The following is a 21461-nucleotide window of genomic DNA, read 5'->3' as shown; positions in this document are numbered from 1 at the left end:
TTCTCTAATTTTATGTACAGAAAGCTTCAAGCTTTATTGAGGTTTTGCCTATAGTAAATTACGCACATAATCAACCAAGTTAAGGAAAGTGCAAACCAAGTGATTGCATATTCCAAATGCTTCATTGGCTGTATAGCTACTTTGCTGCCAAAATTGTTCGGCCACAATACACACTTCTCTAGCTTAATACCTAACTCATTGGAAATTTCTTCTGTACTCAGGGTAAACCATGTATTCGAAGCAGTATCGTTCTTGATAAACCAATTTTTACTTTTATTGCTATCGCAATATAAAATTCCATCTGCAACTACTTTTTCAATTTTTACTTTTTTCTCCTTTTTTTCTCTGACTATTCCTTTATTCACCAACATGTAACGTCCAGTGGTGAGCAACATAGGAGACAGCACGTGATAGCCGTGTTGTCCTGCAAAAACATATAGTTCTATGTCACTTAGAATCCCATCAATCTTGACATGCCTATAGTTAAATTTTTCAAGGTCGTTATTGGGCAATAGATGAACCACTGGAAGACTCATACTTTTAATAATATTATTCTTCCAGTTCAATCTGAATATTTGCCATAACCCTAATAAAAAAAGAAGTGAGCAAGGTATAATTAAAATAAATACTATCTTTTTTAACACTCTATATTTGTGTTCTTAAATAGTTTTCAACACCCATTAGTTCAATAAGATCGATCTGTTTCTCAATCCAATGAAAGTGCTCTTCTTCATTTTTTAACATCTCTTCTAATAACATTACACTAACAAAATCCTTTTCTTTCTCAGCGATAGAAATCGTTTCTTTGATATCCTTAATACCTTTTCCCTCTAATTTCAAATTAGCTTCTAAGATTTTCCGTATTGTGTCTTTTGTAAACTTTCCATCATACTTTGATATTTCGTTTGTATCCTGAAAATTTGGGACTCCTTTAAATAACAAAATTCTTTCTGCCAACTTGTTTGCATGTTCAAGTTCTTCGTTAAGCTCATTTTTTACCTTTTCTGCAAGTTTATTAATTCCATTGTTTTTGAGAATCGCAAAATGCAAAAGATACTGGCGTACAGAAGTCAGCTCATTGGTCAATAATTTGTTCAAATGTTTTACTATCTCTTCATTCATAATCTTCCCTTAGTTCAATTCATCAGCATAATTTATATGATAACGATAGTTATAGCAACTCATTTAATAGTTCCTTTGATAACAACCGTATTAAATAGCATGTCGTGGTATGTCTGTTTCTTTTTAGAAAAACAAGCAACTAGATACCAATAGAGGGTGAGCAGCACTATCATTACTTTCAATGCACTCAAGACATTCACTAATACTTCCTGATCTTGCAAAAATTCAGTAAGGATAACTGCTACACTGTTTAACAAAGGAAGAAAAAACTGGGAAGTGCTTCTGTCAAACGCTAAATTCAAGTCTATTTTAGAATTATCTAAATTGATAGTATATATATTCAGTAACTGTTGGCCGGGAGTTGCTTGGGCCTTTGAAGATATAAAATATGTGAAGTAACTACAAATTACACACATGTATGATAGATGTAATATCAACGGAGAATCCTCTAATAGCAGTATAATTAATAAAGTTGGAATTAATAAAATTGCTACATCTATTAAATATGCGCAAAAGCGCCTTTTTATGCTGGCAATCTCTGTCATTACCTATCTTCTAAATACTTTATTATAAAATCTGTAAGTTTATCAAAATGTTGAAAACATAACAAATCTTCATAACCGCTTATTGATTGACCGTATATAATAGGTAAACAATTGGCATTTTGTGCACACAGAACATCTGTGATGCTATCACCAACGAAAAACACATTTTCTCTATTTATAGGCAACGTACTCTCTTCTAGTGCAAATAGCAGTGGGGTTGCAGATGGTTTATCTTCCGCGGTATCGCATGACCCAACCACTCTTTCAAAGTAAGAATCTAGTTTAAAATAGGTAACTTCTTCACGTAAATTAGTATTTTTCTTATTACTTACTATTGCTAGATAAACATTGTGGCTTTTCAGTGTCTGCAACATTTCCTCTACTCCTTGATTCAGAGCAATGTTTTGTAATAGCGCATTATCTAAGTATTGTTGATATATCTGATTTGCTTTTTTCCACTGATCGCCAAACAAATTGACCATATAGCTCTTTCTCGACTCATGGGAATTTCTATCAGCAGCTTTATTACTATACCCCATTGAGTTTATGGTATGCTTAATAGCATTAAAAATGTTATCTTGAGTGTCAACTAAGGTATTATCCCAATCGAATACTACTGCTAATGGGCTATCTTTCATTTCTTATATAATTATACATTTTAACTTAATAAGTAAACAGCATTTTAATGAAAAAGATATAAATAGGACGCCCTTGATAAACACTTTTTACCACAAGTTATGTTAACTGTTTTTTATATAATTAGCTAATATACTGGTTATATGATATGTTTTAATAGGTAACAGGTATGGCCCAGACATCTAAAGAAAGTGTTGAAAAAAAGTTTAAAGATGTTTTTGAACGTTCTCCAGGTGCTTTTCCAGAAGGTACCTCATTAGAAGAGAAGGTTAATTATATCGCAAAAGGAACAGAGGCTCTAAAAGCTGTGAAAAGTAAGGAGCTTGAGAACAAAATGAAAAACGTTGCAGAATTGAGTCAGAAATTTGAAAGTCAAGAAGGACGTGCAGATGAAAAAGTACGTCAAGATTTTGAAAGAATTGCTGAGCTTGACCAACAATATAAAGGGAAGGGCATCTTCACAAGTGAAAAAGTTGCAGAGCCAAAAAGTGACAAAAAACTCCAAGACACTCCGAGAAAAACTACAACAGCAGTTAAAGACCTTGAACATAATACACAAAAAAAGACTACTGAAGCTTCTGTGCAAACAGCATCAGAGCACGATTCACAAACCGTTAATCCCTCAGTGAGCAAGAGTTCTGTAAAAGAGAAGCTCAACACTGAGCCGGACAAAAAAGATACCACGCCTCAACCACAAGAAAATCAAAAAGAAGAAGGGTTTTTGAGTCTTCTGAAGCGCTTTGTTAAGAAAATATTAGAAAAATTTTTAGGTGAAGGTAAAAAGGATGTAGAGAATGCTCGTGGCATGAAAGAAGATGCTCAAAGAGATACGTCAAATAACGAAGAGCAACAAAAGAGTAAGCAGCTTGATGAAATTTTAAAGGACAAAAGTGTAAGCGAGGGTTTGAAGCAGGCAACAAAGCTTGAGAACCCGGCAATAACGCCTGTTAATACTCCTAAAGTGAATGAAGTAAACACGGGTCGTGAAAGGTGATCCGCTTTCAAGCTTCATTATACCGCCACGAACCGTCATACCGCCGCGGTATCTCATCCGCTAACAAGTAGCGGGATGACGATTGTCAGGGTGTCATCCCAGTGTCCCTATGATGTCATCCCAGTGCCCTGAATACTTGGATCTAGCAAGCTTTGCTTGCAAATAAGTCTAATACGCGTTGCGTTTTATGCCAAAATACAATTGGAGTTACATGCAAAATAGATCCCAGTGTCAGCTACTCGGATGACAAAAAAAGGAGCACTGGAATGACACCATTTGTTGTATTTAACAAAGTTCGTACTTAGCTTCATGTTAGCTATAAACATTAAGAAATTTACCAAGCGAAAAAAAGGCAAAAGAAGCCCCAGCTAATATCTATTTTAGAACATTGGCGTTTTTTAAGTCTTAAACACTGCAATTTAGCTGCTTTTAAATGCAACTCACCTTAGTTTAAATGTTTAAGAAATTTACTAAGCAGAAAAAAAGGCAAAAGAAACCCCGTGTTAGCTAGTTGTCACTTTCTAATCCTGCAAATTGGCGTACTATACTGTCTTAAACGACTTATAAGCGCGTTTCAGCTTATACAGGTAAAAACCCAGAAATGTTGTGAAGACATAAGGTGCACATAGTGCAAAAAATTAAAAATAAGACGCCAACTACGTTGTTTTTTTGCTGTTTAATCTGCACAGATGAAAATAACTGAATACCTTCAGTTTCATGATAAGGGGGCTAGCGGAGCTTGTCAAGTAAGCTTTTCGTTTCTGACAGCTGTTAACGTGCTGCCAAAAGCTATGCAAAAAGTCTATTGACAGGTGATTAAACTATAATGTAGCCTATCGCCATATATCCTGGGGTGGGTTGTTGTGAGGCTTTTTCACTTTTTATTTTTATTAATGTGTTTTTCTCTGTATTACTATGCGGGTTTTATATTTTCGCCCTGCCCAAAAGCTACGGTTTGCTTTTCACCTGGAGAAGATTGTGCTGTGCCGATAATCAGCGTAATAGATCAGTCTAAAAAATCTATCCTAGTTCAAGAATACACATTTACTCTTGAAACAATTGCAAAATCTTTGATCAATGCTAAAGAACGTGGCGTTGATGTTAAAGTCATTTTAGATAAATCGCAACTCTACTCAAAATATAGTGTTATAAATGAATTATTTTCAGGTGGAGTACCAGTTTGGATCGATGATAAGCCAAAAATTGCTCATAATAAGATAATGATTGTTGATAATCAAAAAGTTATCACAGGGTCGTTTAACCTGAGTAAGACAGCTAAAAAAGGAAATGCTGAAAATTTATTAATTATTACAGATTATCCTGAATTGATTCAGCAGTATGTGAAAAACTGGGAGGCACGAATGTCACAGTCTTATAAATATGCTCCCAACTAATCAAAAGCACTTGCTTAAAATCAGTTCTAAAAACAGCAAGAGAGAGCTTTTTTGATTGACTGGCATAATGATTATGATATAATAAACCAAAAGTTTAAGGAATAAAGTAATGGATTATACAAATGATGCTGCCGGTAGCTACACTGCCGTTCATGATTTTTTTCAAAACAATGGTGTTGGAGATTACAAAGTTCAATGCAGTTATGGTGGGGTACCGTATGCTACTGATGAGTACGTGCATTCTGGCGATAAATTTTGGAGTAATAATTTTATAGACTCACATTTTGGAAGGGAAATAAAAATGTATCCTCGAAGTGAACTTTTAGCTAAAGAATATGCTGGAAGTACGCTGCCAGTTTCAATATCACTAGATAAGGATTTAATAAAAATAAAGGAATGTCAGAAAAAAACGAAATTTGTGGAACTAGAAAGGGAGTCAGGCAATTTAGTGTATGATAAGCAACAGCATGTAAAGTGTTACACAACGAAGCTATCATATGATGATGTGCATATTTACAATAACGATAAAGTTTCAACATTTAGCATAAAATACGACGTGCCAAATGATCCGAAATACAGTTTAAATATAACATTTACAAAGGTTAATGATAATAAATCAGGATTTTGGCAAAAATTTAAAAACATGTTTTAACGTGACCATTCACTGGTTTTTACTCAATCAACCAACAACAGTTAATATCAAATTTTTATAATTAAAAAATATGCTATTTTTTAAAACTTTCATTCTCCTTGACTCTGTCAACTTCACAAAACAACTCTTGGACCAAATGTATCTGGCATAACACCTTTTGGTAACTTGCTACTTCTTTTTTTTCCGCATCTCCGACAACGGCCATTGATATTCCACTACATAAGGCTTGATTTTTGGTAGATCAACTTTTTTATGAATAATACTATGCTTCTCCTTAAGTTGACCATTTCCCCTAAACGCTATTAGCTTCCTTAAAACTTACATTAATGCCTATTTTGCCTAAACTGAAGCGTCTTTTCCAATTTTTTCTAGCATCAACTCAGCAGCTTTTTGTTCAGCAATCTTTTTACTAGAAGCGCATGCAGAAACTTTACCATAATCTTCTATGCAAACTGATATAGTAAATTCAGGATTGTGCGCTGGTCCAGTTTGTTTTACAAGCTCATACTCTGGTAAAGGCAATTTGTTTTTCTGAGTCCACTCTTGCAGTGAGGTTTTAGGATCTTGAGGGGGGTCAAGCATGCCTTTAGCTAGCTTTTCCCAATATTGGATAATAAATTTTTCAACATTTTCAAGCCCGCCATCAATATAAATTGCACCTATTAGTGCTTCAAGCGAGTTTTCTAAATTTTTTAAGTTACATCTCCCTCCATTGCAGCGTTCACTATTATTCATGATGATAAAGCTGCCTAATTTTATTTCTTTAGCAACATTAGCAATGGTGTTGCCACAAACTAAATCCGTCTTTCTTTTTGCCAATGCTCCTTCTTTTTCTTCAGGAAATAGTTTAAACAGTGTGGCAGATACAACCATATTCAAAACACTATCGCCCAAAAACTCTAGTCTTTCGTAGCTTACAATCTGGTTTTTGCTATTCCTTTTATTTACGCTTGGGTGAGTTAGTGCCTCTTCTAATATTGCATAATTTGTAAATTTATAATCAATGATCTTAGATATTGCATCATTCAAACTCTTCATACCCATTATTTAAAAGAAAAACACTTCCTACCACACCTTTATACCAAAGAATTAGTTTTGTTTTATTAAAATAATACCAACAACTTCCAAAATATACAGTTTAATAGAGCTCTTGCATAGCCATTATTTGAGTAATGATTCATCGATGTTATTCCAGTGTCGGCTACTTAGGTGACAGAGAAGATGTTTAATGTATACAACCCACCACCTCACTAATGTTACTAAATCCATCTCTCCTTATTAGTTCTGCAAGTTCTAGATTAATTTTGTTTACAACTTGAGGTCCGTGGTATATGAGAGCAGTGTACAACTGCACCAAAGAAGCTCCTGCCTTTATTTTTTTATATGCATCAGCACCACTTGAGATTCCTCCGCATCCTACCAACAATATTTTGCCCTTAGTAAGTTTGTACATATCGCTCAATAACTCGGTTGAAAGTTTAAACAGCGGTTTGCCACTCAACCCACCACTCTCGTTGTGGTGGGAATGTAAGTTATTCCGACTGATCGTAGTGTTGCTCACTGTTAATCCGTCAATCTTATATTCCAACGCAAGCTCAGCGATATTTTCTTTCGTTTGCTGATCTATATCTGGTGAGATTTTTAATATTATTGGTATGGATTTAGAATTATCAATTGATTTCCGGGTTAGAGTTACGGATTTCAACAATTCCGATAATTCTTGCTTATTGTGCAGATTGCGTAAATTAGGCGTGTTTGGAGATGAGATGTTCAGCACTATATAATTGCTTTTTCCATATACTATCTTTATTAAGTCAACATAATCGCTGATTTGGTCCTTTGATGTACTGTTTTTTCCTATGTTGATGCCAAAAATGCAGTCATCAAGCTTGGTTTTATCTATTTGTTTAAGAAAGTAGTCTATTCCTTTATTGTTAAATCCCAATCTGTTAATTACCCCTTGATCTTTAATTAACCGAAAAATTCTTGGTTTTTTGTTTCCATATTGTGGATTACGAGTTACAGTACCAGTTTCAATAAATCCAAAACCAAATGAAAGCATAGGCCTTATAACTTCTGCATTCTTGTCAAAACCTGCAGCCAGACCCACGGGGCTTCTGAGCTTATTACCAAAAAAATTCACACTCAAAGATTCTGGTAGCTCTATAGGTTTTCTATAAGGCATTTTCTTTAATGCCATAATTGCCAAAGAGTGAGCAACCTCGGACGGTAGTAAAAACAATAAATCACGTAATATCATTTTATAAAACACTTTGCTTATTTTTAGTTTATTTTTTACCATGAAACGCTATAAGAGTATAACCATAACTTGAAAAGAAATTGATTTTACTTATGAATAATTTTCTCTATAGGTTACACACTTAAAGCTACTGTTGAATTGAGCAACTTTTACAAGATATAGAAAATGAAAGAGGCCAGGACCGGAATTGAACCGGTATAAAAGGATTTGCAGTCCTCTGCATAAGCCATTCTGCCACCCAGCCGTTTTTTATGTGTAGATATCCATTATATCTTTTAGCATAGATAAAGCTTCCTCCCTTTTGCGTTGGAAAGTGTTACGTCCAATGATTGAACCATTACCACCACCCTGCTTAATTTCTTTCGCTTCATTGCATATGTCATTCACTGATTTCGACTCGCCACCAGAAAAAACTACTATTCTTTTTCCTGCAAAACAAGATCTTTTAACATATTCAATTCTTTTAGATAATGATTCAATATTTTCTGTTTCTATTTTCTCCCTTTCCAAATATTTAGTTGGAAGTTTTACTTTTATTATATTAGCGCCAAGCAAAGCTGCCATGTGTGCAGCATAGGCAATAACATCAACCGCTGTTTCACCTTCTTTGGAAATTCCTTCACCGCGTGGATAAGACCATAACACTACTGCAAGCCCATAAGATTTGGCTTCAGCTACGATTTCACGGGCTTCTTCCATCATATCGAAACACTTAGCAGAACCAGGATATATAGTAAATCCAACAGCCAAGCAGCCCAAACGCAGTGCATCTTTCACAGAAGAGGTTATTGCTTGATCAGAAGTCAGATTCTTCGAATGTAAGGAGTTGGAACTATTAAGTTTCAAAATAAGTGGGAGCATTCCAGCATAAGTTGAAGCACCAGCTTCAATCATACCAAGTGGAGCAGCATATGCACTTACTCCCGAATCAACCGCAAGCTGAAAATGATAATGTGGGTCATAAGCATCAGGGTTAACTTCAAAACTTTTAATTGGACCATGCTCAAATCCTTGATCTACTGGCAGAATCACTAACTTGCCAGTGCCGCCAAGCTTTCCATGCATGAGAATACGAGTAAGATTTGCTTTTACGCCGGGGTTTTCACTTTCGTAGTGGTTTAAGATTTGTTTTATTTCTTTATTCATTAATGCTATGAAGTTCATTTAAAGTATAGCAAAAACCACAGTTGAAGCAAAGATCTTTTTACATTCTTTCTCCTGCAGCCATACCTATATTTAAAGGTGTAACGTTAGGATTGGTGGTGTGCTGTTGTGGCTTTTCTTGGATTAAATCTCCAAAATACATTTTGATAATAGGAAGAACAAGTGGCATAAGCACTAGCTTGTAGTCATACTATGCAAATTTTTCTTTATAGCTAAATTCTGTATCTTCTTCATATAAACGCTGAATGCAATGTTCACTATATAGTTCAGACGCCTTTGTAAAAGTTCTAAGTAAAGCAATAAGTAATAAATCCAATGCTAAATTAATCATCAGCATTGTTCCATATTGAGCAGGCCAGCCATTTTGTGCTACCTCTGACACTAGACTACATATAGCAAACGTCGCCGCAATACATATCACATAATTATCAGCAGTAAGAAGCATATTTACTCTTCGATTATATTTATCAGAATTTTCTTCTTGCAAACCTTTTTGTTTACTTGCTGCGTAAATAATACCACAAAAGAATATAATGGACAACAACGGCCAAATCCCTGTGCTAAATGCATAAAATTGATAAGCGGCGCTTTGCACCGTACCACTATTAGCAAGTTGTGACAAGCAATATTCGACTTTCAGCGATGGAATAAACACCGCATTTGCTAACATAAAAAATAAAAGTGCTCTATTTACAGCTTTGCTTCTACGTGATAATATTCCATAAATTTTTGTTTGCCTCCTCCGTTCTTCTTCACTTGATAGCCTTTCATATTGACTAGGAGTTTTCCCTTCTTTTAAAGCGTTGAGATATTCCTCTAGCCTATCTTTATCTGCACTAAGTTTTTGAAACTTTTCTGTAGCTATCTTTTTCTTCTCTTCATCTTTTTCTTTGTCAGGGTGGCACTTTAATGAAAGCTTTCTAAAGCTCCGTTCAACTAACTTGAGTATATCGTCAAACTCCTGGCTTATTACTTCTTCTGCTTTTATTTCTAGTCTTGAAAATAAATTCTGTAAATCGCGATTACTGTAATACTGATTTCTAGTTAAACTTGCCACTATAGCCTCATTATTCTTAAAATAAAATAAGTATACTATCAGTGTAATAAAAAAACAAGAATTTCAAACTATATCAAAAGCAATTTTATTTTCTACTTTATTCATATAGATTATTAATTTCTTTCCTTTTATTAATTTACGATTCAGTATTTCTTCCGCTAAGTAACTTTTTATCTCTTTTTCAATAAGTCTCTCTATCGGACGTGCTCCCATTTCCTTACTATAACCTGTTTGTGCAAGATAAGATTTCACTTCATCTTCTACCAAGCAGTTTATGCCTTTTTGCGTCAGCTGCTTTTTCAGTTCCTGAATAAATTTATCTACAATATGCAGAATTATATCCGCATTTAAGTCAGAAAAAGAAATAATCGCATCAAGACGATTACGAAATTCAGGGCTAAAAACCTGTTCTATCGCTTTTTCACTATCACCAGTGTTAAATTTTTTATGCCCAAAGCCAACAAAACTTTTGCTGCGTTCAGCTGCTCCTGCATTAGTTGTCATAATTAAGATTATATTGGAAAAGTTAACTTTACGTCCGTAAGTGTCTGTAACACAACCATAATCCATAATTTGTAGCAATATATTATAGATATCGCTATGGGCCTTTTCAATTTCATCAAGCAACACAACACTATATTGATTGTTAGATACAGACTCTGTGAGTAATCCACCCTGATCATAACCTACATATCCAGGAGGAGAACCAATCATCCTTGATATCGTATGAGACTCAATATATTCGGACATATCAAAGCGTATAAGATTCATGCCCATGCTGTCTGCTAATTGTTTTGCTAGCTCAGTTTTACCAACACCAGTTGGCCCTGCAAAAAGATAACTTGCTAAAGGCTTATTGTAATTTCTCAACCCAGACTTAGCAATTTTAATAGAATTAACAAGAGATTCTATTGCCTGCTCTTGGCCAAAAATCACCTTTTCTAGATTAGCTTTTAAAGACTTTACTTTCTGCAAATCATCAGATTCAGATCCGCAAGGCACATTTGTAATTCTAGTAATGGTATTCTTAATATCTCTACTATTTACAATTTTACCCCTGTTTCTTAGCAATTTACAATATGCCCCTGCCTCATCAATAACATCAACCGCTTTATCAGGTAATATTCGCCCAGTAATATACTTATGCGAAAGTTCAGCCGCAGACCTAACGGCATTCTTTGTATAATATACTCCATGATACCCTTCATAGTAGTGCTTTATACCATCTAGTATCTTTATCGTTTCATTAACAGAAGATTCTTTAACATTAATTTTTTGAAACCTTCTCGCTAGTGCTTTATCTTTTTCAAAACTAGCGCTGTATTCTCTATATGTGGTTGCACCTATACAACGCAGTGTACCTCTTGCAAGCGCAGGTTTGAGTAGGTTACCTGCATCAAGAAAGCTACCACTTGTAGAACCTGCTCCAATGATAGTGTGTATTTCGTCAATAAAAAGGATAGCACCTGGTTTTGCCTCAATTGCTTTTATTATAGATTTTATTCTCTCTTCAAAATCACCTCTGTAGCGTGTCCCTGCAAGGAGTGACCCTAAATCCAAAGCATAAATTATACTGGACCTGAGCGCACTTGGAACACTGTTTTCAATGATTTTGAGTACCAAACCCTCAACTATTGTGGTTTTGCCAACACCTGGGTCTCCAACATATAAAGGGTTGTTTTTTCTACGCCTCGATAATATTTCTATAGTGCGATTTAATTCATAATCACGACCAATAACATAATCTATTTTTTTGCTTCTTGCATAGTCATTTAAATTTTTACAATAACTTTGTAGAATTTCCTCATCTTTTAGTAGCTCACCTTTATTTACTGTAGTAGGAGCGTCATTATTTTTATCAAGTTTTACTTTATGATTGGTGGTGTATTCATCTATATCGCTCAAGTATTTCATATTAGATATATGGTAAATCAAATTGGAATCTTTCGCACTTTGTTTCTGCAATAGATCTTCAACATATAAATCTTGCCCAGACAAAATTTCTACTAGAACACTTGCTCCATTTATTTCTTTTTTCCCCAGGCTATGAGCCCGTATTATTGCTCTGTGTATTATGCATTGAAACATTGAGCTAGGTTTAACTCCACTGATAATCAATTCAGAACTGCTTTGTAAAAACCCTTTTATATTATTATTATAATCATTAGCCTTAATATTGCATCTTGATAGAATGTTATCCATATTGATGATTTCATCGGCTCTGATATTACATCTTGATAAAACGTAATTTACATCCACGTCTTTAGTTAACGCCAGCAATAAATGTTCTACTTTCGCATATTTTAGATTAAAATTAGAAGCAATGAGTAGCGCTCTATTCAAACTTGCCTCTAAGTTTTTGGAAATCATCTCCTATTCTCTTTAAAAGTGGGAACTCATATATAATGAATAGCACACAATTATTAAAAAAATTGAAATCCAGCAGTTCGCTGTAGCCAATTTGAGTCCCCACTCTGGATCTACGTCATAGCACCGCGATATCTCAACATAGATTCCGCTAATGAGTAGCGGAATGACGAGTTTTACGCTTATCAAGTTGTAGGTAAATCCTATTTAATACGCTTTTTCTAGTACTCTGCTTTTCTTCTGAAATGCATTGATCTTTTTTCTACCGTATTTAGTCTTTAGCGTACTTGGCCTTTTAAAGACCTTTTTGCTGTTACGTTTTTTAAATTGCACACTACAATCAAAATTTGGCTCTCCTTCTTTGTCTGCCAGTGCAGGCAGTCTTCTCTTATCTTGAGGTGTAACAAAAGATAGCGCATGCCCTTCAGCTCCAGCACGTGCAGTTCTACCTATACGATGAATATAGTCAGCTTGCGATTGTGGTGCATCATAATTGATAACATGTTGAATGTGGGGAATATCAAGGCCGCGAGAAGCAACATCTGTTGCAACCATGATTTGATTACGGCCACGACGAAAAGAATTAATGACCCTTTCGCGCTTGTGCTGCCTTAAATCACCATGAATTGCTAAAGCGCTATAGTCATCTTTGTGCAATCTGTTAGCTAGCTGATCCGCTCCTCGCTTTGTTTTGACAAAGATAATGATTGATCCTTCGCGCTGACATAGTTGTGTAGCAAGCTTTTCATATTTTTCTGATTCTGATGCATAAACAATTTCTTGCTTAATTTTTACAGAAGTTGTAGCCTCACAATCAACAGAAATACGTTCTGGTCGATTAAGGTACTTCTCAGCAAGTTTTACTATATCTCCAGGAAGAGTTGCAGAAAACATAAGAGTTTGCCTTATTTTAGGCAAATGCTTCATAATTTCTTCAATCTGAACTCCAAAGCCCATATCAAACATACGATCCGTTTCATCAAGCACAAGAACGCTAACATTGCGAGTAATCAAAGTTTTACGCTCAATATGGTCTATAATACGACCAGGAGTACCTATTACAATTTGTGGTTTTTTCTGAAGCTGATTTAGCTGCCTAAAAATAGGCTCACCACCAATCAACAAAGCGACCCTTAGTGCAGAATTTTGAGATAAGAGTTTTCTTATCTCATTTGTTACCTGATGCGCAAGCTCTCTGGTTGGCACGATGACTAAAGCTGAACCAGTGTTAGGCTCATTCAGCAACTTAGCAACCAACGGAATAGCAAATGCTAAAGTTTTTCCAGTCCCCGTTTGAGCAGATCCGAGAATATCTTTACCTTGTAGCGCTAAGGGAATCGCTTGTATTTGAATTGGAGTTGGGACGAAAAGATTATTTTTATCTAGAGCTTGTGTAAGCGAAGCTGGTAGACCCATCTCATGAAAATTATTCACAATACGTTAATCCTATTAAAAGACTTCATAATAGATTAATCTTCCAATCTTAAATTTATTGCAGATTTTTTATCTTCTCCGTTTCTACCGCGCTCCTCTTTAACCTCATAACTCACCCTTTCTCCTTTTATCCCCTTCTCTTTATTCTCTCCTTTAAGTGTCTCAGGCCTTATTCCTGAACGTTCCAATGTGCTAATATGTACAAAAACGTCATCCCCTTTACCTTCTGGCTTGATGAAACCATAGCCTTTTTCGGCATTAAACCATTTTACATTACCAAATTCCATTTAAACAACTCCTAAATTATTAACTAACATTACTAATGTGATGAAAAACTTTGAAATTACGATTGAGAATGCTTTAAGCTTAGCTATTGAAACTAAACCTTTATACTCCATAGTCTATTCTTAACATTACATGACAATAATACACAATTGTTGTACTTAATGCAAATAAATTTTTTAATCGTTAAGCGAACCTGCAACCGTCATTTCGCTAACTTTAATCGTTGGTGAATTAAATTGCCCACAAAAAGTTAGATCATCTGCAACGACTAAATCGCTAAACATATCCTTCAAATTGCTAGCAATGGTAATCTCATGTATTGGATATGTTATTTTTCCATTTTCTATAAAAAATCCGGAAGCGCCTTGGCTGTAATCGCCATTGATTAAATTGACACCAAAACCAAATAAATCAGTTATATATATTCCCTCTTTCACTTCCTGAATTAATTCTTCAAACGATACATTACCATTCTCAATGTAGAGGTTACTAGCTGCAGGAATAACTGCAGCATTACTTGCACGAGTTGCACTTCCGGTTGTTTCTGAGTCTAATTTTCTAGCCGAGTATAAGTCTAAAATCCAATTTTGTAATATTCCGTTTTTTACAAATATATTTTTCTTGCTAGTTATCCCTTCTTCATCAAATGGTCTCGATGCTATGCCTCTTGGCAACAATGGATCATCGATAATGTTAATTCTATCATTGAAAATCTGAGCGTTTAAACTACCCCTCAAGAAAGAACTGTTGCTTATAATACTGCTCCCATTTATAGCAGAAGCAAAGCTTTTTACTAGCCCTTTTGCTGCTCTTTTTTCAAAAATAACTGGAAATTTACCAGTTTTAATTGTACGCGAATTCAATTGATCAACTGCTCTTTTTGCTGCTTCTTTTCCTATCAACTCTGGCAACTTTAAATCACTAAAATTACATGCTATATCATAATCGTAACCAACCTTCATTTCACTTTCTCTTCCAGCAACAACAGAGACCTGATTAGTAAAGGTTGATTTACTAAACGAGCCAATAAAACCAGAAACAGTCGATAATACTGTATTCACTAAAGCGTATGAAGAAGAGGCTCCTTCAGAATTAGTGATACTCTTATGTGCAAGGGCTGAATCTTCTGCAGCCTCAGCAATTTCTTTTAGGTTATCAACGGTTACAACATTATTATCTGAGATACTTAAATCTGCAGAAGAGATATAATTACTACCATTTACAGCAAAATTAATGCAAGGATCTTCTGGCGCATTCTTTGCCATTTCTACCACTTGGCTTACCGTATCACTAAGATTATTCAAATCATTTGTAGAAATATACGCAGCTTTGTTTTTACCTGCTATAGCTCTGATTCCTACAGTGCAATTTTTAGATTGTGATATTTGCTCAATTTTTGATAGACGCTGAGAAACTGAAGTCTTATTAGTTTCATATATTGTAACTTCCGCATCTTGATTCTGCTTTTTTATTAATTTAGTGATATCTGCTGCAATATTTAATATATTCATTTTCCATTCCTTAGATTTTTATAAAGACTCTGCACCACCTATAACTTCAATTAAATCAGTTGTAATTGCTGCTTGACGAGAACGATTATAAAGCAATGCTAGTTTGTTCAGCATCTCTTTAGTGTTTCTGTTTGCTGATTCCATAGCAACCATTCTAGCACTATTCTCACTCGTTGCACTTTCAAGTAAAGCAGAGTAAAGAGCAATTACAACGTAATCTTGAACCAAAGATTTTAAAATAAATTCAATATTTTGTGGTTCATACTCATAGCCGTAATCTGTTATTGGACCAGCCAGAGAGTTATCAATCAAGGATGAGTCTTTACTCCATGGTTTTATTGTTTCCAATATTGGTTTTTGCGTGAAGGTATTATAGAATTTGCTATAAAAAACTTTAACTTTATCGTACTTACTTAGATCTATACCACCAACCAAAGCTTCTACGTGCTTTAACGTGATTCCCTTACTATTTTCAATTTTTAAGATACTTTTAGAGTCAAACCTATTTTTCCCTATATCAAAAGCTTTTTTACCAAGAAATACAATATCTACTTTTTTGCCATTTGTGATTAACTTATTTTGACTAAATTTGACAATAGAAGAGTTAAAGTTGCCGCACAAGCCACGATCAGACGCAACAATGAATACTAGGTAAGAACCGTTGTTACTGACATTTAGAATTTTTGCCAGTAATTCTTGATCAACTGATAGCATTAATGAAGAAATAATGCTATGCAGCTGAGATATGTACAATTTTGAATTTGATAATTTCTTTTGGCTTTGTAATAACTTTGCTGCAGAAACCATTTGCATTATTTTCGTGGTTTTCTGGACAGACCTAATATTCTTAATTCTTAAGGATAATTCCTTTAAGCTCTTCATTTTATATACAACTCTATTTATTAAAAATATATAACTGTTAGTGTCTAAAAGCAAGTTTTTTTGACATTAAAACCAAGTCTAGCTAAGAAACTTGCAGGTTTATTGTTTGGAGATAAGGATTATATTAAGAAAGTGCTCTAACTTCAGCAATATCAATGTGAAAGTAGCCTAATGGTAATTTCTACACTTTGTGGAATTTTATAATATATAATAAACACAATTAAAACTATTACAACTTGAACACTTATGATCCCATTGTTCTAGTTCCCTGTTACAATTTTTACATTTCCAGCCTGGATCAGGCAAAGCTTCTGAGCCCATCTTGTTTAGCCAATAAATTACCTTGTCGTGTTCTTGCAATGTAACCTTGAGTTGTATTACAATAAAGTAGATTGACATGTAATTAGCTTTTTTCATAGCAGTGTCTAAATATTGACTTGCAAGATCATATTTACCTGAACTCATTGAGGACAAAGCAAGTAAACAGTAACTAAAATAATAATCAGGGCGTAAGTTGTATAGTCTTTCAGCACCTTTACTATTCAAATTGATGTACATTTTAGCTGACTGAGGAGTAGGATTTACTGCATATTCTGCCTCTAGCATTGCAGAAGCTTTTCTGATTTTTCCAAGTTTGATGTATAATTCTGCCTTTAAATAATTGATGGGCCGAAAGGTTGCATAATAACTTTGCGCTCTGAATAAAGACTTTATAGCCCCTTTAAAATCCCCTTTACTTTCATATTGTTTTGCCAAAGCACAATAAAAAACTGCAAACATTTCTTTATGGTCAAAGGGAAGAAAAATATTGAACTTAACTGCTTCCTTCAACCTCAAAATTGCATTAATCCAATCTTCTTTCAATATGTAATGCTCTATTTGAAAGGGAATAGATAGCATTTTATCGTTAATTGAACTAGAGCAATATTCTATAAATTTTTGAAAGACTACTTTTTCTTGTTTGAGGTGAACGATCAGCTTATTGGCCAGAAGTAGAGCTAAGTTACGATTTTTATTTGCAACGTTTGTTAAACCGTTACTGAAAAAGCTGTAATTTCCCGTCTTACCTGAGTTAAAGAGCTTTATTAAAGATAACCTATCGCTCTTCTCATTTAGACTTTTAACTACCTTTTGGGCGTTCTCTATATTGTCTAAGTCTATGCTAAAGAAAGCTTCAAAGAGAAGCAATTCTTCCCTATCCCTTCTTCTATTTCTTATGTTGGCAAATGTTGATGAAATGGAAGAAAAAAAGCGTGCAAGTGCAATTAACAAAAATAATAAAACTACACAAGTAAAAATAATGAAATATAGATCAATACTTATAATGTAATTGCCTAATTCTAATTTTATTACTTCACCACTTACCTTGACCCATATGCCAAATAAAAACGAAAGAGCGAAAATTATAAAATAAATCATGAGATATATTGTAATAAGTGATGATATATTGTTGAAATATTCTTAGAAGCTACAATAAGACCATTCAATTTATTCAGCCATGGCTTGAATTCTGGGTGTGCTAAATCTCCTATTGTAGTAGCTATGCTCTGCCAATCATTATCGTTTATTGATTCCTCAATTTCCGCAAATTTTACTCTTAATGGATCATTCCGGTCGTCTACCTTTATCCAGTTTGAAATGATTTTTTTAGACAATGTACTTTTGTTGTAACAGATAGTATCAATAGTTTTTTCAAAAGATAACTTCAATTCGTGTAAGGTATTTATCTCTTTCAAATTTTCTAATTCATTTACTGCATTTTCTATCTCTGGATCGTCAAGCTCTGATATCAAAGGCTTTATTGAATTTATATGGTTATCAAATTTTGCTTCTCGCAATAACGAATTCTTCATTTTAACCACAAGTAATAGCAATTTTGCAAGGTTCTTACATCTTGAGTTATTATCACCTTGCTCACATTGAGTATGCTGACTTCTCTTTAAGTCAAATATCCTTTTTTCCGTTCTAGATTGATTAACTTCAAGCAACATTCTAAATTCATCCATGTTTTCCGTTAAAGCTTTCACATTGTTTTCACTTTCTTGTTGATTCATTTTTAAAAAGATTATGTTATTTATTGTGATGTAACCGGTAAATAACAATACAATTAAGAGCCAACCTATGTACTTTTGCTGAGTATCATTCATAACGTAATATCTCCGCAGGATCTTGTGCAGCTGCCTGCAACGCAGGAGCAATTGTCGCTAAAAATGATAAGAATAACGCAAGTGCAGAAATGTTCACTACATCTTGAGGAACTAATATCATTGGCAAACTTGAAAAAAAGTATATCATAGGATCAAACAGCTTGACGTTAGTAATGTTTTCTAAAAACACTCTAATATTTTCGATATTGAGAGAAAAGACGACACCTATAATACAGCCAAGACAAGTTCCCGTAAAACCGATTAATAGACCACAAGCACAAAATATGCGCATAATGCTTCCACTTGTTGCACCAAATGTACGCATAATTGCAATCGCGGATTTCTTTTCTTGCACTATCATCATTAAATTTGAGATAATATTAAACGCTGCTACAACTATAATCAAAGTAAGAATTAAAAACATCACATTTCTTTCAGTTTTTAAAGCACTAAAATAATGGCTTTGCTGTGATTGCCAACTTTCAGCTTCCATTCCTATTTCTTTTTCTATAGCATCTGCCAGTTTATCAGCTCTAGTAACGTCGTCTACAAGTACTTCTATATTTTTTATGCTATTTTCATAATTAAAAAAGGCTTGTGCTGATTTTAGAGGCATATATATCAAGGTATTATCATACTCAAACATACCCATATCAAATATTGCTATAACTTTATATTTTTTCATTCGCGGCATTTCACCAAGTAATGCATCAAATTCTTCAGATGATATAAACGTAATTTCGTCGCCATAGTCAACGTTCAAAACTTCTGCCAATCGTGCTCCTATTATTATCCCTCCATCAAATTTTTTTACATCACCTATAATTACATTATTTGTAACGGCAGTACTATCAAGCAAGTCTTTAGTTGACACACCTCGCACTACGCTACCTGCAATTTTACCATTTGCTACAATAATAACTTGATCATTGGTCATAGGAGTAGCTTTTAATATACCAGGAATTCTCTCAATAGATTTTGAAACTGCGTAGTAATCTGAATTTATGTTCCTATCAAAATAAACGTTAATATGGCCATCAATGCCAAGTATTGAGTCAAGCAACTTTGCTCTGAATCCGTTCATCACAGACATCACCACTATTAGTGTTGCAACTCCAAGGGCAATGCCGATAATAGAGAACAAAGTCATTATAGAGCAAAATCTGGCATTTTTCGCTCGCAAATAGCAAGCAGCCATAGTAATTTCAAAGGCAATGGACATTAAAAAATATTTTGAGGTTAAACATTATATTTTTGAAACTTCATATAATTGTAGACTTTTCTTTATTTGAAAACTAGAGATTTTTGCTTCCTTAAATTTAGCAGGCTTATAGAATATATTCAATACCTTAACACACAGCTATACGAACATTTGTTTTTGTTAAGGTAATTCATACAGTAAATGGTGTCATGCCAGTGCTTGACACTGGCATCCAGGAAATTTTTGCTTGCAAATAAGTAAACTGATTTGGTGAGCGTAGAAAGCAGCTGATCTTATGCTGAATAAACGTTTTTGATGAGGTTGCATGAAAGCTGGATCCCAGTGTCGAAGCACTGGGATGACACCCTTCCCTGGTAGAGATTTGCCCTCAAATCACAATGTTCGTACAGTTATGACCTTAACATTAGAATTTCAAAATCTTCCATATACATCATCCAACCTCACTATATCATTATCAGATAAATGCTCTCCTATCTGAAATTCAACTATTTCAAGTGGAGAGCTTGTGCTTCTATTTTCAATCCTATGGGAAACTTTCCTTGGGATCTCTATCATATGGTCTTTTACTATAGCATATTCTTTGTCGTCTAAACTAACATACCCAACTCCCGATAGTACTATATGGTATTCATCTCTATAGTGATGAAATTGCTTAGAAGTGCAGCTTAATGGATTTATAGAAAGATACTTTATAAGAAAATTTTCGCTCATTAAAATTATACTACAAAATCCCCATGGTTTAACTTCTTTCCTTATCGCCTTTACTTTCTTAACTTTATGAATAAATGAAATTAGACTTTTGTTTGGTTGCTTACAAGCTCCACCCAATAAATTTTTATTACTTTCTGTCGTTGAAACTGGTTCTTTTTCTCTAATCACATGCTGAAATGACACCGGTTCTTTACTAAACTTCTCACTCAATTCTAAAACTGAATTCCAAGTTCCAACATCCAGCCAATCGAAATTAGCCTCTATCATTGTAACGTTCTTTGCTTTCTCCATCACCAAGTAATCAATGGATATGTCTTCAATTCCTGCAAAATCTCGTTGTTTTAAATATAGAAATCTCTCTTGCGGTGTGAAATGTTTAAAACATAAATTGTAAAGATTCGGGGCAGATTTTTTAATCTCATCTATGTAGCGTTTTGCTTTAAACACAAATATTCCAGAGTTCCAATAATGATCGTTACTTAACTTACGCTCGGGTTTTTCTGTAAAATCTTTCACTATATGACATTTTTCTTTCTGACCATATACTGCATTTATATAGCCGTATTCAGAATTGAATTCATTAGGCTTAACCCCAAAAGTGACTATAGAGTTAGTTTCAGAGGCTAACTTAGACGCTTTTTGAGTAGAAGCATAAAAACTATTCAAATCACCTATGAAATGATCTGAAGGCAGAATTAACATTGTCTCGTTTTCATTGCAGAGAAGTGCAGCAATTAATATCGCCGCTGCTGTTCCAATTTTCACTGGTTCGAAAATCACTTTATATTCTCCAGCGCATGCAACTCCTTCTTCACTAACGACTCGTACTGTATATTTGTGGCAATTATAGGCGGCATATAATCGCTTTTTAGCCTCAACAAAGTGTTGTAAAACATAGTGTTCTGACTAAATATTTTCTGAAATTGCTTTGGCCTGAATAAAGGCCAAAGTCTACTGCCACTACCACCACACAATATTACAGGGCGCATTTAGTTAAGAAAATTAATTAAATAATTAATATCTTATACTGAAGGCAAAATGCATGCAAGTTTTTGTTGTGGAATAGTTAATAAAGAAA

At 34.3% G+C, this 21461-nt stretch carries 19 protein-coding genes, 1 tRNA gene and 2 pseudogenes; 3 read left to right on the top strand and 19 right to left on the bottom strand.

Annotated features, from left to right (window positions below; translation table 11 throughout):
• Positions 1-26: 26 nt before the first annotated feature.
• From OPR49_RS01605 to OPR49_RS01590, 4 genes are read right to left on the bottom strand one after another with little or no spacing between them, the layout of a single operon-like run.
• Positions 27-644 carry an SURF1 family protein gene (locus tag OPR49_RS01605; RefSeq protein WP_182321165.1) on the bottom strand — a complete coding sequence of 206 codons (618 nt, stop codon included), beginning with the start codon at positions 642-644 and terminating at the stop codon, positions 27-29.
• Position 645: 1 nt separating this feature from the next.
• Positions 646-1122 (bottom strand): bacterioferritin, encoded by a 477-nt coding sequence (gene bfr, locus OPR49_RS01600; protein WP_265027257.1) that lies wholly within the window; start codon positions 1120-1122, stop codon positions 646-648.
• A 59-nt stretch (positions 1123-1181) separates the two neighbouring features.
• On the bottom strand, positions 1182-1667 hold the full coding sequence (locus tag OPR49_RS01595) for an RDD family protein (RefSeq protein ID WP_265027256.1): 486 nt from the start codon (positions 1665-1667) through the stop codon (positions 1182-1184).
• Positions 1667-2305, bottom strand: a complete 639-nt coding sequence (locus OPR49_RS01590; RefSeq protein ID WP_265027255.1) for an HAD family hydrolase — start codon at positions 2303-2305, stop codon at positions 1667-1669. The genes OPR49_RS01595 and OPR49_RS01590 overlap by 1 nt, the downstream gene beginning before the upstream one ends.
• Before the next feature lie 167 nt (positions 2306-2472).
• On the opposite strand from OPR49_RS01590, the gene OPR49_RS01585 reads away from it, so the two are divergent.
• The 3 genes from OPR49_RS01585 to OPR49_RS01575 all read left to right on the top strand — a co-directional run bounded on the left by OPR49_RS01585 (position 2473) and on the right by OPR49_RS01575 (position 5343).
• Positions 2473-3297 (top strand): hypothetical protein, encoded by an 825-nt coding sequence (locus OPR49_RS01585; RefSeq protein WP_265027254.1) that lies wholly within the window; start codon positions 2473-2475, stop codon positions 3295-3297.
• A gap of 863 nt (positions 3298-4160) precedes the next feature.
• Positions 4161-4691 carry a phospholipase D family nuclease gene (locus OPR49_RS01580; protein ID WP_265027253.1) on the top strand — a complete coding sequence of 177 codons (531 nt, stop codon included), beginning with the start codon at positions 4161-4163 and terminating at the stop codon, positions 4689-4691.
• Positions 4692-4800: 109 nt separating this feature from the next.
• On the top strand, positions 4801-5343 hold the full coding sequence (locus OPR49_RS01575; RefSeq protein WP_065094427.1) for a hypothetical protein: 543 nt from the start codon (positions 4801-4803) through the stop codon (positions 5341-5343).
• A gap of 122 nt (positions 5344-5465) precedes the next feature.
• Here the strand turns inward: OPR49_RS01575 and OPR49_RS07540 are convergent.
• The 15 genes and pseudogenes from OPR49_RS07540 to OPR49_RS07750 form a co-directional block, all read right to left on the bottom strand.
• Positions 5466-5601 (bottom strand): annotated as a pseudogene (locus tag OPR49_RS07540) (IS66 family transposase); the annotation flags it as partial.
• 81 nt (positions 5602-5682) lie between these two features.
• Complete coding sequence (gene rnc, locus OPR49_RS01570) at positions 5683-6381, bottom strand: ribonuclease III (protein ID WP_006279914.1); 699 nt, start codon at positions 6379-6381, stop codon at positions 5683-5685.
• A gap of 187 nt (positions 6382-6568) precedes the next feature.
• Complete coding sequence (locus OPR49_RS01565) at positions 6569-7645, bottom strand: quinone-dependent dihydroorotate dehydrogenase (protein WP_265027252.1); 1077 nt, start codon at positions 7643-7645, stop codon at positions 6569-6571.
• Between the two features lie 130 nt (positions 7646-7775).
• Positions 7776-7847 (bottom strand) — tRNA-Cys (locus OPR49_RS01560).
• A gap of 5 nt (positions 7848-7852) precedes the next feature.
• Positions 7853-8749, bottom strand: coding sequence for a class I fructose-bisphosphate aldolase (locus tag OPR49_RS01555; RefSeq protein ID WP_265027251.1), 897 nt, complete (start codon positions 8747-8749; stop codon positions 7853-7855).
• A 208-nt stretch (positions 8750-8957) separates the two neighbouring features.
• On the bottom strand, positions 8958-9824 hold the full coding sequence (locus OPR49_RS01550) for a molecular chaperone DnaJ (RefSeq protein ID WP_265027250.1): 867 nt from the start codon (positions 9822-9824) through the stop codon (positions 8958-8960).
• A gap of 63 nt (positions 9825-9887) precedes the next feature.
• Positions 9888-12194 (bottom strand): AAA family ATPase, encoded by a 2307-nt coding sequence (locus OPR49_RS01545; RefSeq protein WP_265027249.1) that lies wholly within the window; start codon positions 12192-12194, stop codon positions 9888-9890.
• 204 nt (positions 12195-12398) lie between these two features.
• Positions 12399-13625, bottom strand: coding sequence for a DEAD/DEAH box helicase (locus OPR49_RS01540; protein ID WP_265027248.1), 1227 nt, complete (start codon positions 13623-13625; stop codon positions 12399-12401).
• Between the two features lie 35 nt (positions 13626-13660).
• Complete coding sequence (locus OPR49_RS01535) at positions 13661-13912, bottom strand: cold-shock protein (RefSeq protein WP_265027247.1); 252 nt, start codon at positions 13910-13912, stop codon at positions 13661-13663.
• Between the two features lie 174 nt (positions 13913-14086).
• A complete protein-coding gene (locus OPR49_RS01530; protein ID WP_265027246.1) occupies positions 14087-15421 on the bottom strand; it encodes a TldD/PmbA family protein in 1335 nt (444 codons plus the stop codon).
• 18 nt (positions 15422-15439) lie between these two features.
• The gene (gene atpG / locus OPR49_RS01525) at positions 15440-16303 is read right to left on the bottom strand and encodes an ATP synthase F1 subunit gamma (RefSeq protein ID WP_265027245.1); all 864 of its coding nucleotides are present in this window, start codon (positions 16301-16303) and stop codon (positions 15440-15442) included.
• 198 nt (positions 16304-16501) lie between these two features.
• Positions 16502-17722, bottom strand: coding sequence for a heme biosynthesis protein HemY (locus tag OPR49_RS01520; protein WP_265027244.1), 1221 nt, complete (start codon positions 17720-17722; stop codon positions 16502-16504).
• Entirely contained in the window at positions 17719-18450 is a 732-nt protein-coding gene (locus tag OPR49_RS01515; RefSeq protein WP_265027243.1) for a hypothetical protein, read from the bottom strand. Before OPR49_RS01515 ends, OPR49_RS01520 begins: the two co-directional genes overlap by 4 nt.
• Positions 18443-19672, bottom strand: a complete 1230-nt coding sequence (locus OPR49_RS01510; protein ID WP_265027242.1) for a lipoprotein-releasing ABC transporter permease subunit — start codon at positions 19670-19672, stop codon at positions 18443-18445. Before OPR49_RS01510 ends, OPR49_RS01515 begins: the two co-directional genes overlap by 8 nt.
• Before the next feature lie 411 nt (positions 19673-20083).
• Positions 20084-21372: pseudogene (locus tag OPR49_RS07750) on the bottom strand (sugar phosphate nucleotidyltransferase).
• Positions 21373-21461 lie beyond the last annotated feature (89 nt).

Source organism: Wolbachia endosymbiont (group A) of Bombylius major (genome assembly GCF_947251895.1).
GTDB lineage: Bacteria > Pseudomonadota > Alphaproteobacteria > Rickettsiales > Anaplasmataceae > Wolbachia > Wolbachia pipientis.
Note: the sequence above shows the minus strand (reverse complement) of the source record. Positions and strands in the feature narration are given on the sequence as shown.

Excerpts from the sequence above, each read along its gene's own strand:
- OPR49_RS01565 (WP_265027252.1), bottom strand. The coding sequence starts at position 7,645 with ATGGTAAAAAATAAACTAAAAATAAGCAAAGTGTTTTATAAAATGATA.
- rnc (WP_006279914.1), bottom strand. The coding sequence starts at position 6,381 with ATGAAGAGTTTGAATGATGCAATATCTAAGATCATTGATTATAAATTT.
- OPR49_RS01515 (WP_265027243.1), bottom strand. The coding sequence starts at position 18,450 with ATGAATGATACTCAGCAAAAGTACATAGGTTGGCTCTTAATTGTATTG.
- OPR49_RS01555 (WP_265027251.1), bottom strand. The coding sequence starts at position 8,749 with ATGAATAAAGAAATAAAACAAATCTTAAACCACTACGAAAGTGAAAAC.
- OPR49_RS01585 (WP_265027254.1), top strand. The coding sequence starts at position 2,473 with ATGGCCCAGACATCTAAAGAAAGTGTTGAAAAAAAGTTTAAAGATGTT.
- OPR49_RS01520 (WP_265027244.1), bottom strand. The coding sequence starts at position 17,722 with ATGATTTATTTTATAATTTTCGCTCTTTCGTTTTTATTTGGCATATGG.
- OPR49_RS01535 (WP_265027247.1), bottom strand. The coding sequence starts at position 13,912 with ATGGAATTTGGTAATGTAAAATGGTTTAATGCCGAAAAAGGCTATGGT.
- OPR49_RS01595 (WP_265027256.1), bottom strand. The coding sequence starts at position 1,667 with ATGACAGAGATTGCCAGCATAAAAAGGCGCTTTTGCGCATATTTAATA.
- OPR49_RS01545 (WP_265027249.1), bottom strand. The coding sequence starts at position 12,194 with ATGATTTCCAAAAACTTAGAGGCAAGTTTGAATAGAGCGCTACTCATT.
- bfr (WP_265027257.1), bottom strand. The coding sequence starts at position 1,122 with ATGAATGAAGAGATAGTAAAACATTTGAACAAATTATTGACCAATGAG.
- OPR49_RS01530 (WP_265027246.1), bottom strand. The coding sequence starts at position 15,421 with ATGAATATATTAAATATTGCAGCAGATATCACTAAATTAATAAAAAAG.
- OPR49_RS01510 (WP_265027242.1), bottom strand. The coding sequence starts at position 19,672 with ATGTCCATTGCCTTTGAAATTACTATGGCTGCTTGCTATTTGCGAGCG.
- OPR49_RS01575 (WP_065094427.1), top strand. The coding sequence starts at position 4,801 with ATGGATTATACAAATGATGCTGCCGGTAGCTACACTGCCGTTCATGAT.
- atpG (WP_265027245.1), bottom strand. The coding sequence starts at position 16,303 with ATGAAGAGCTTAAAGGAATTATCCTTAAGAATTAAGAATATTAGGTCT.
- OPR49_RS01590 (WP_265027255.1), bottom strand. The coding sequence starts at position 2,305 with ATGAAAGATAGCCCATTAGCAGTAGTATTCGATTGGGATAATACCTTA.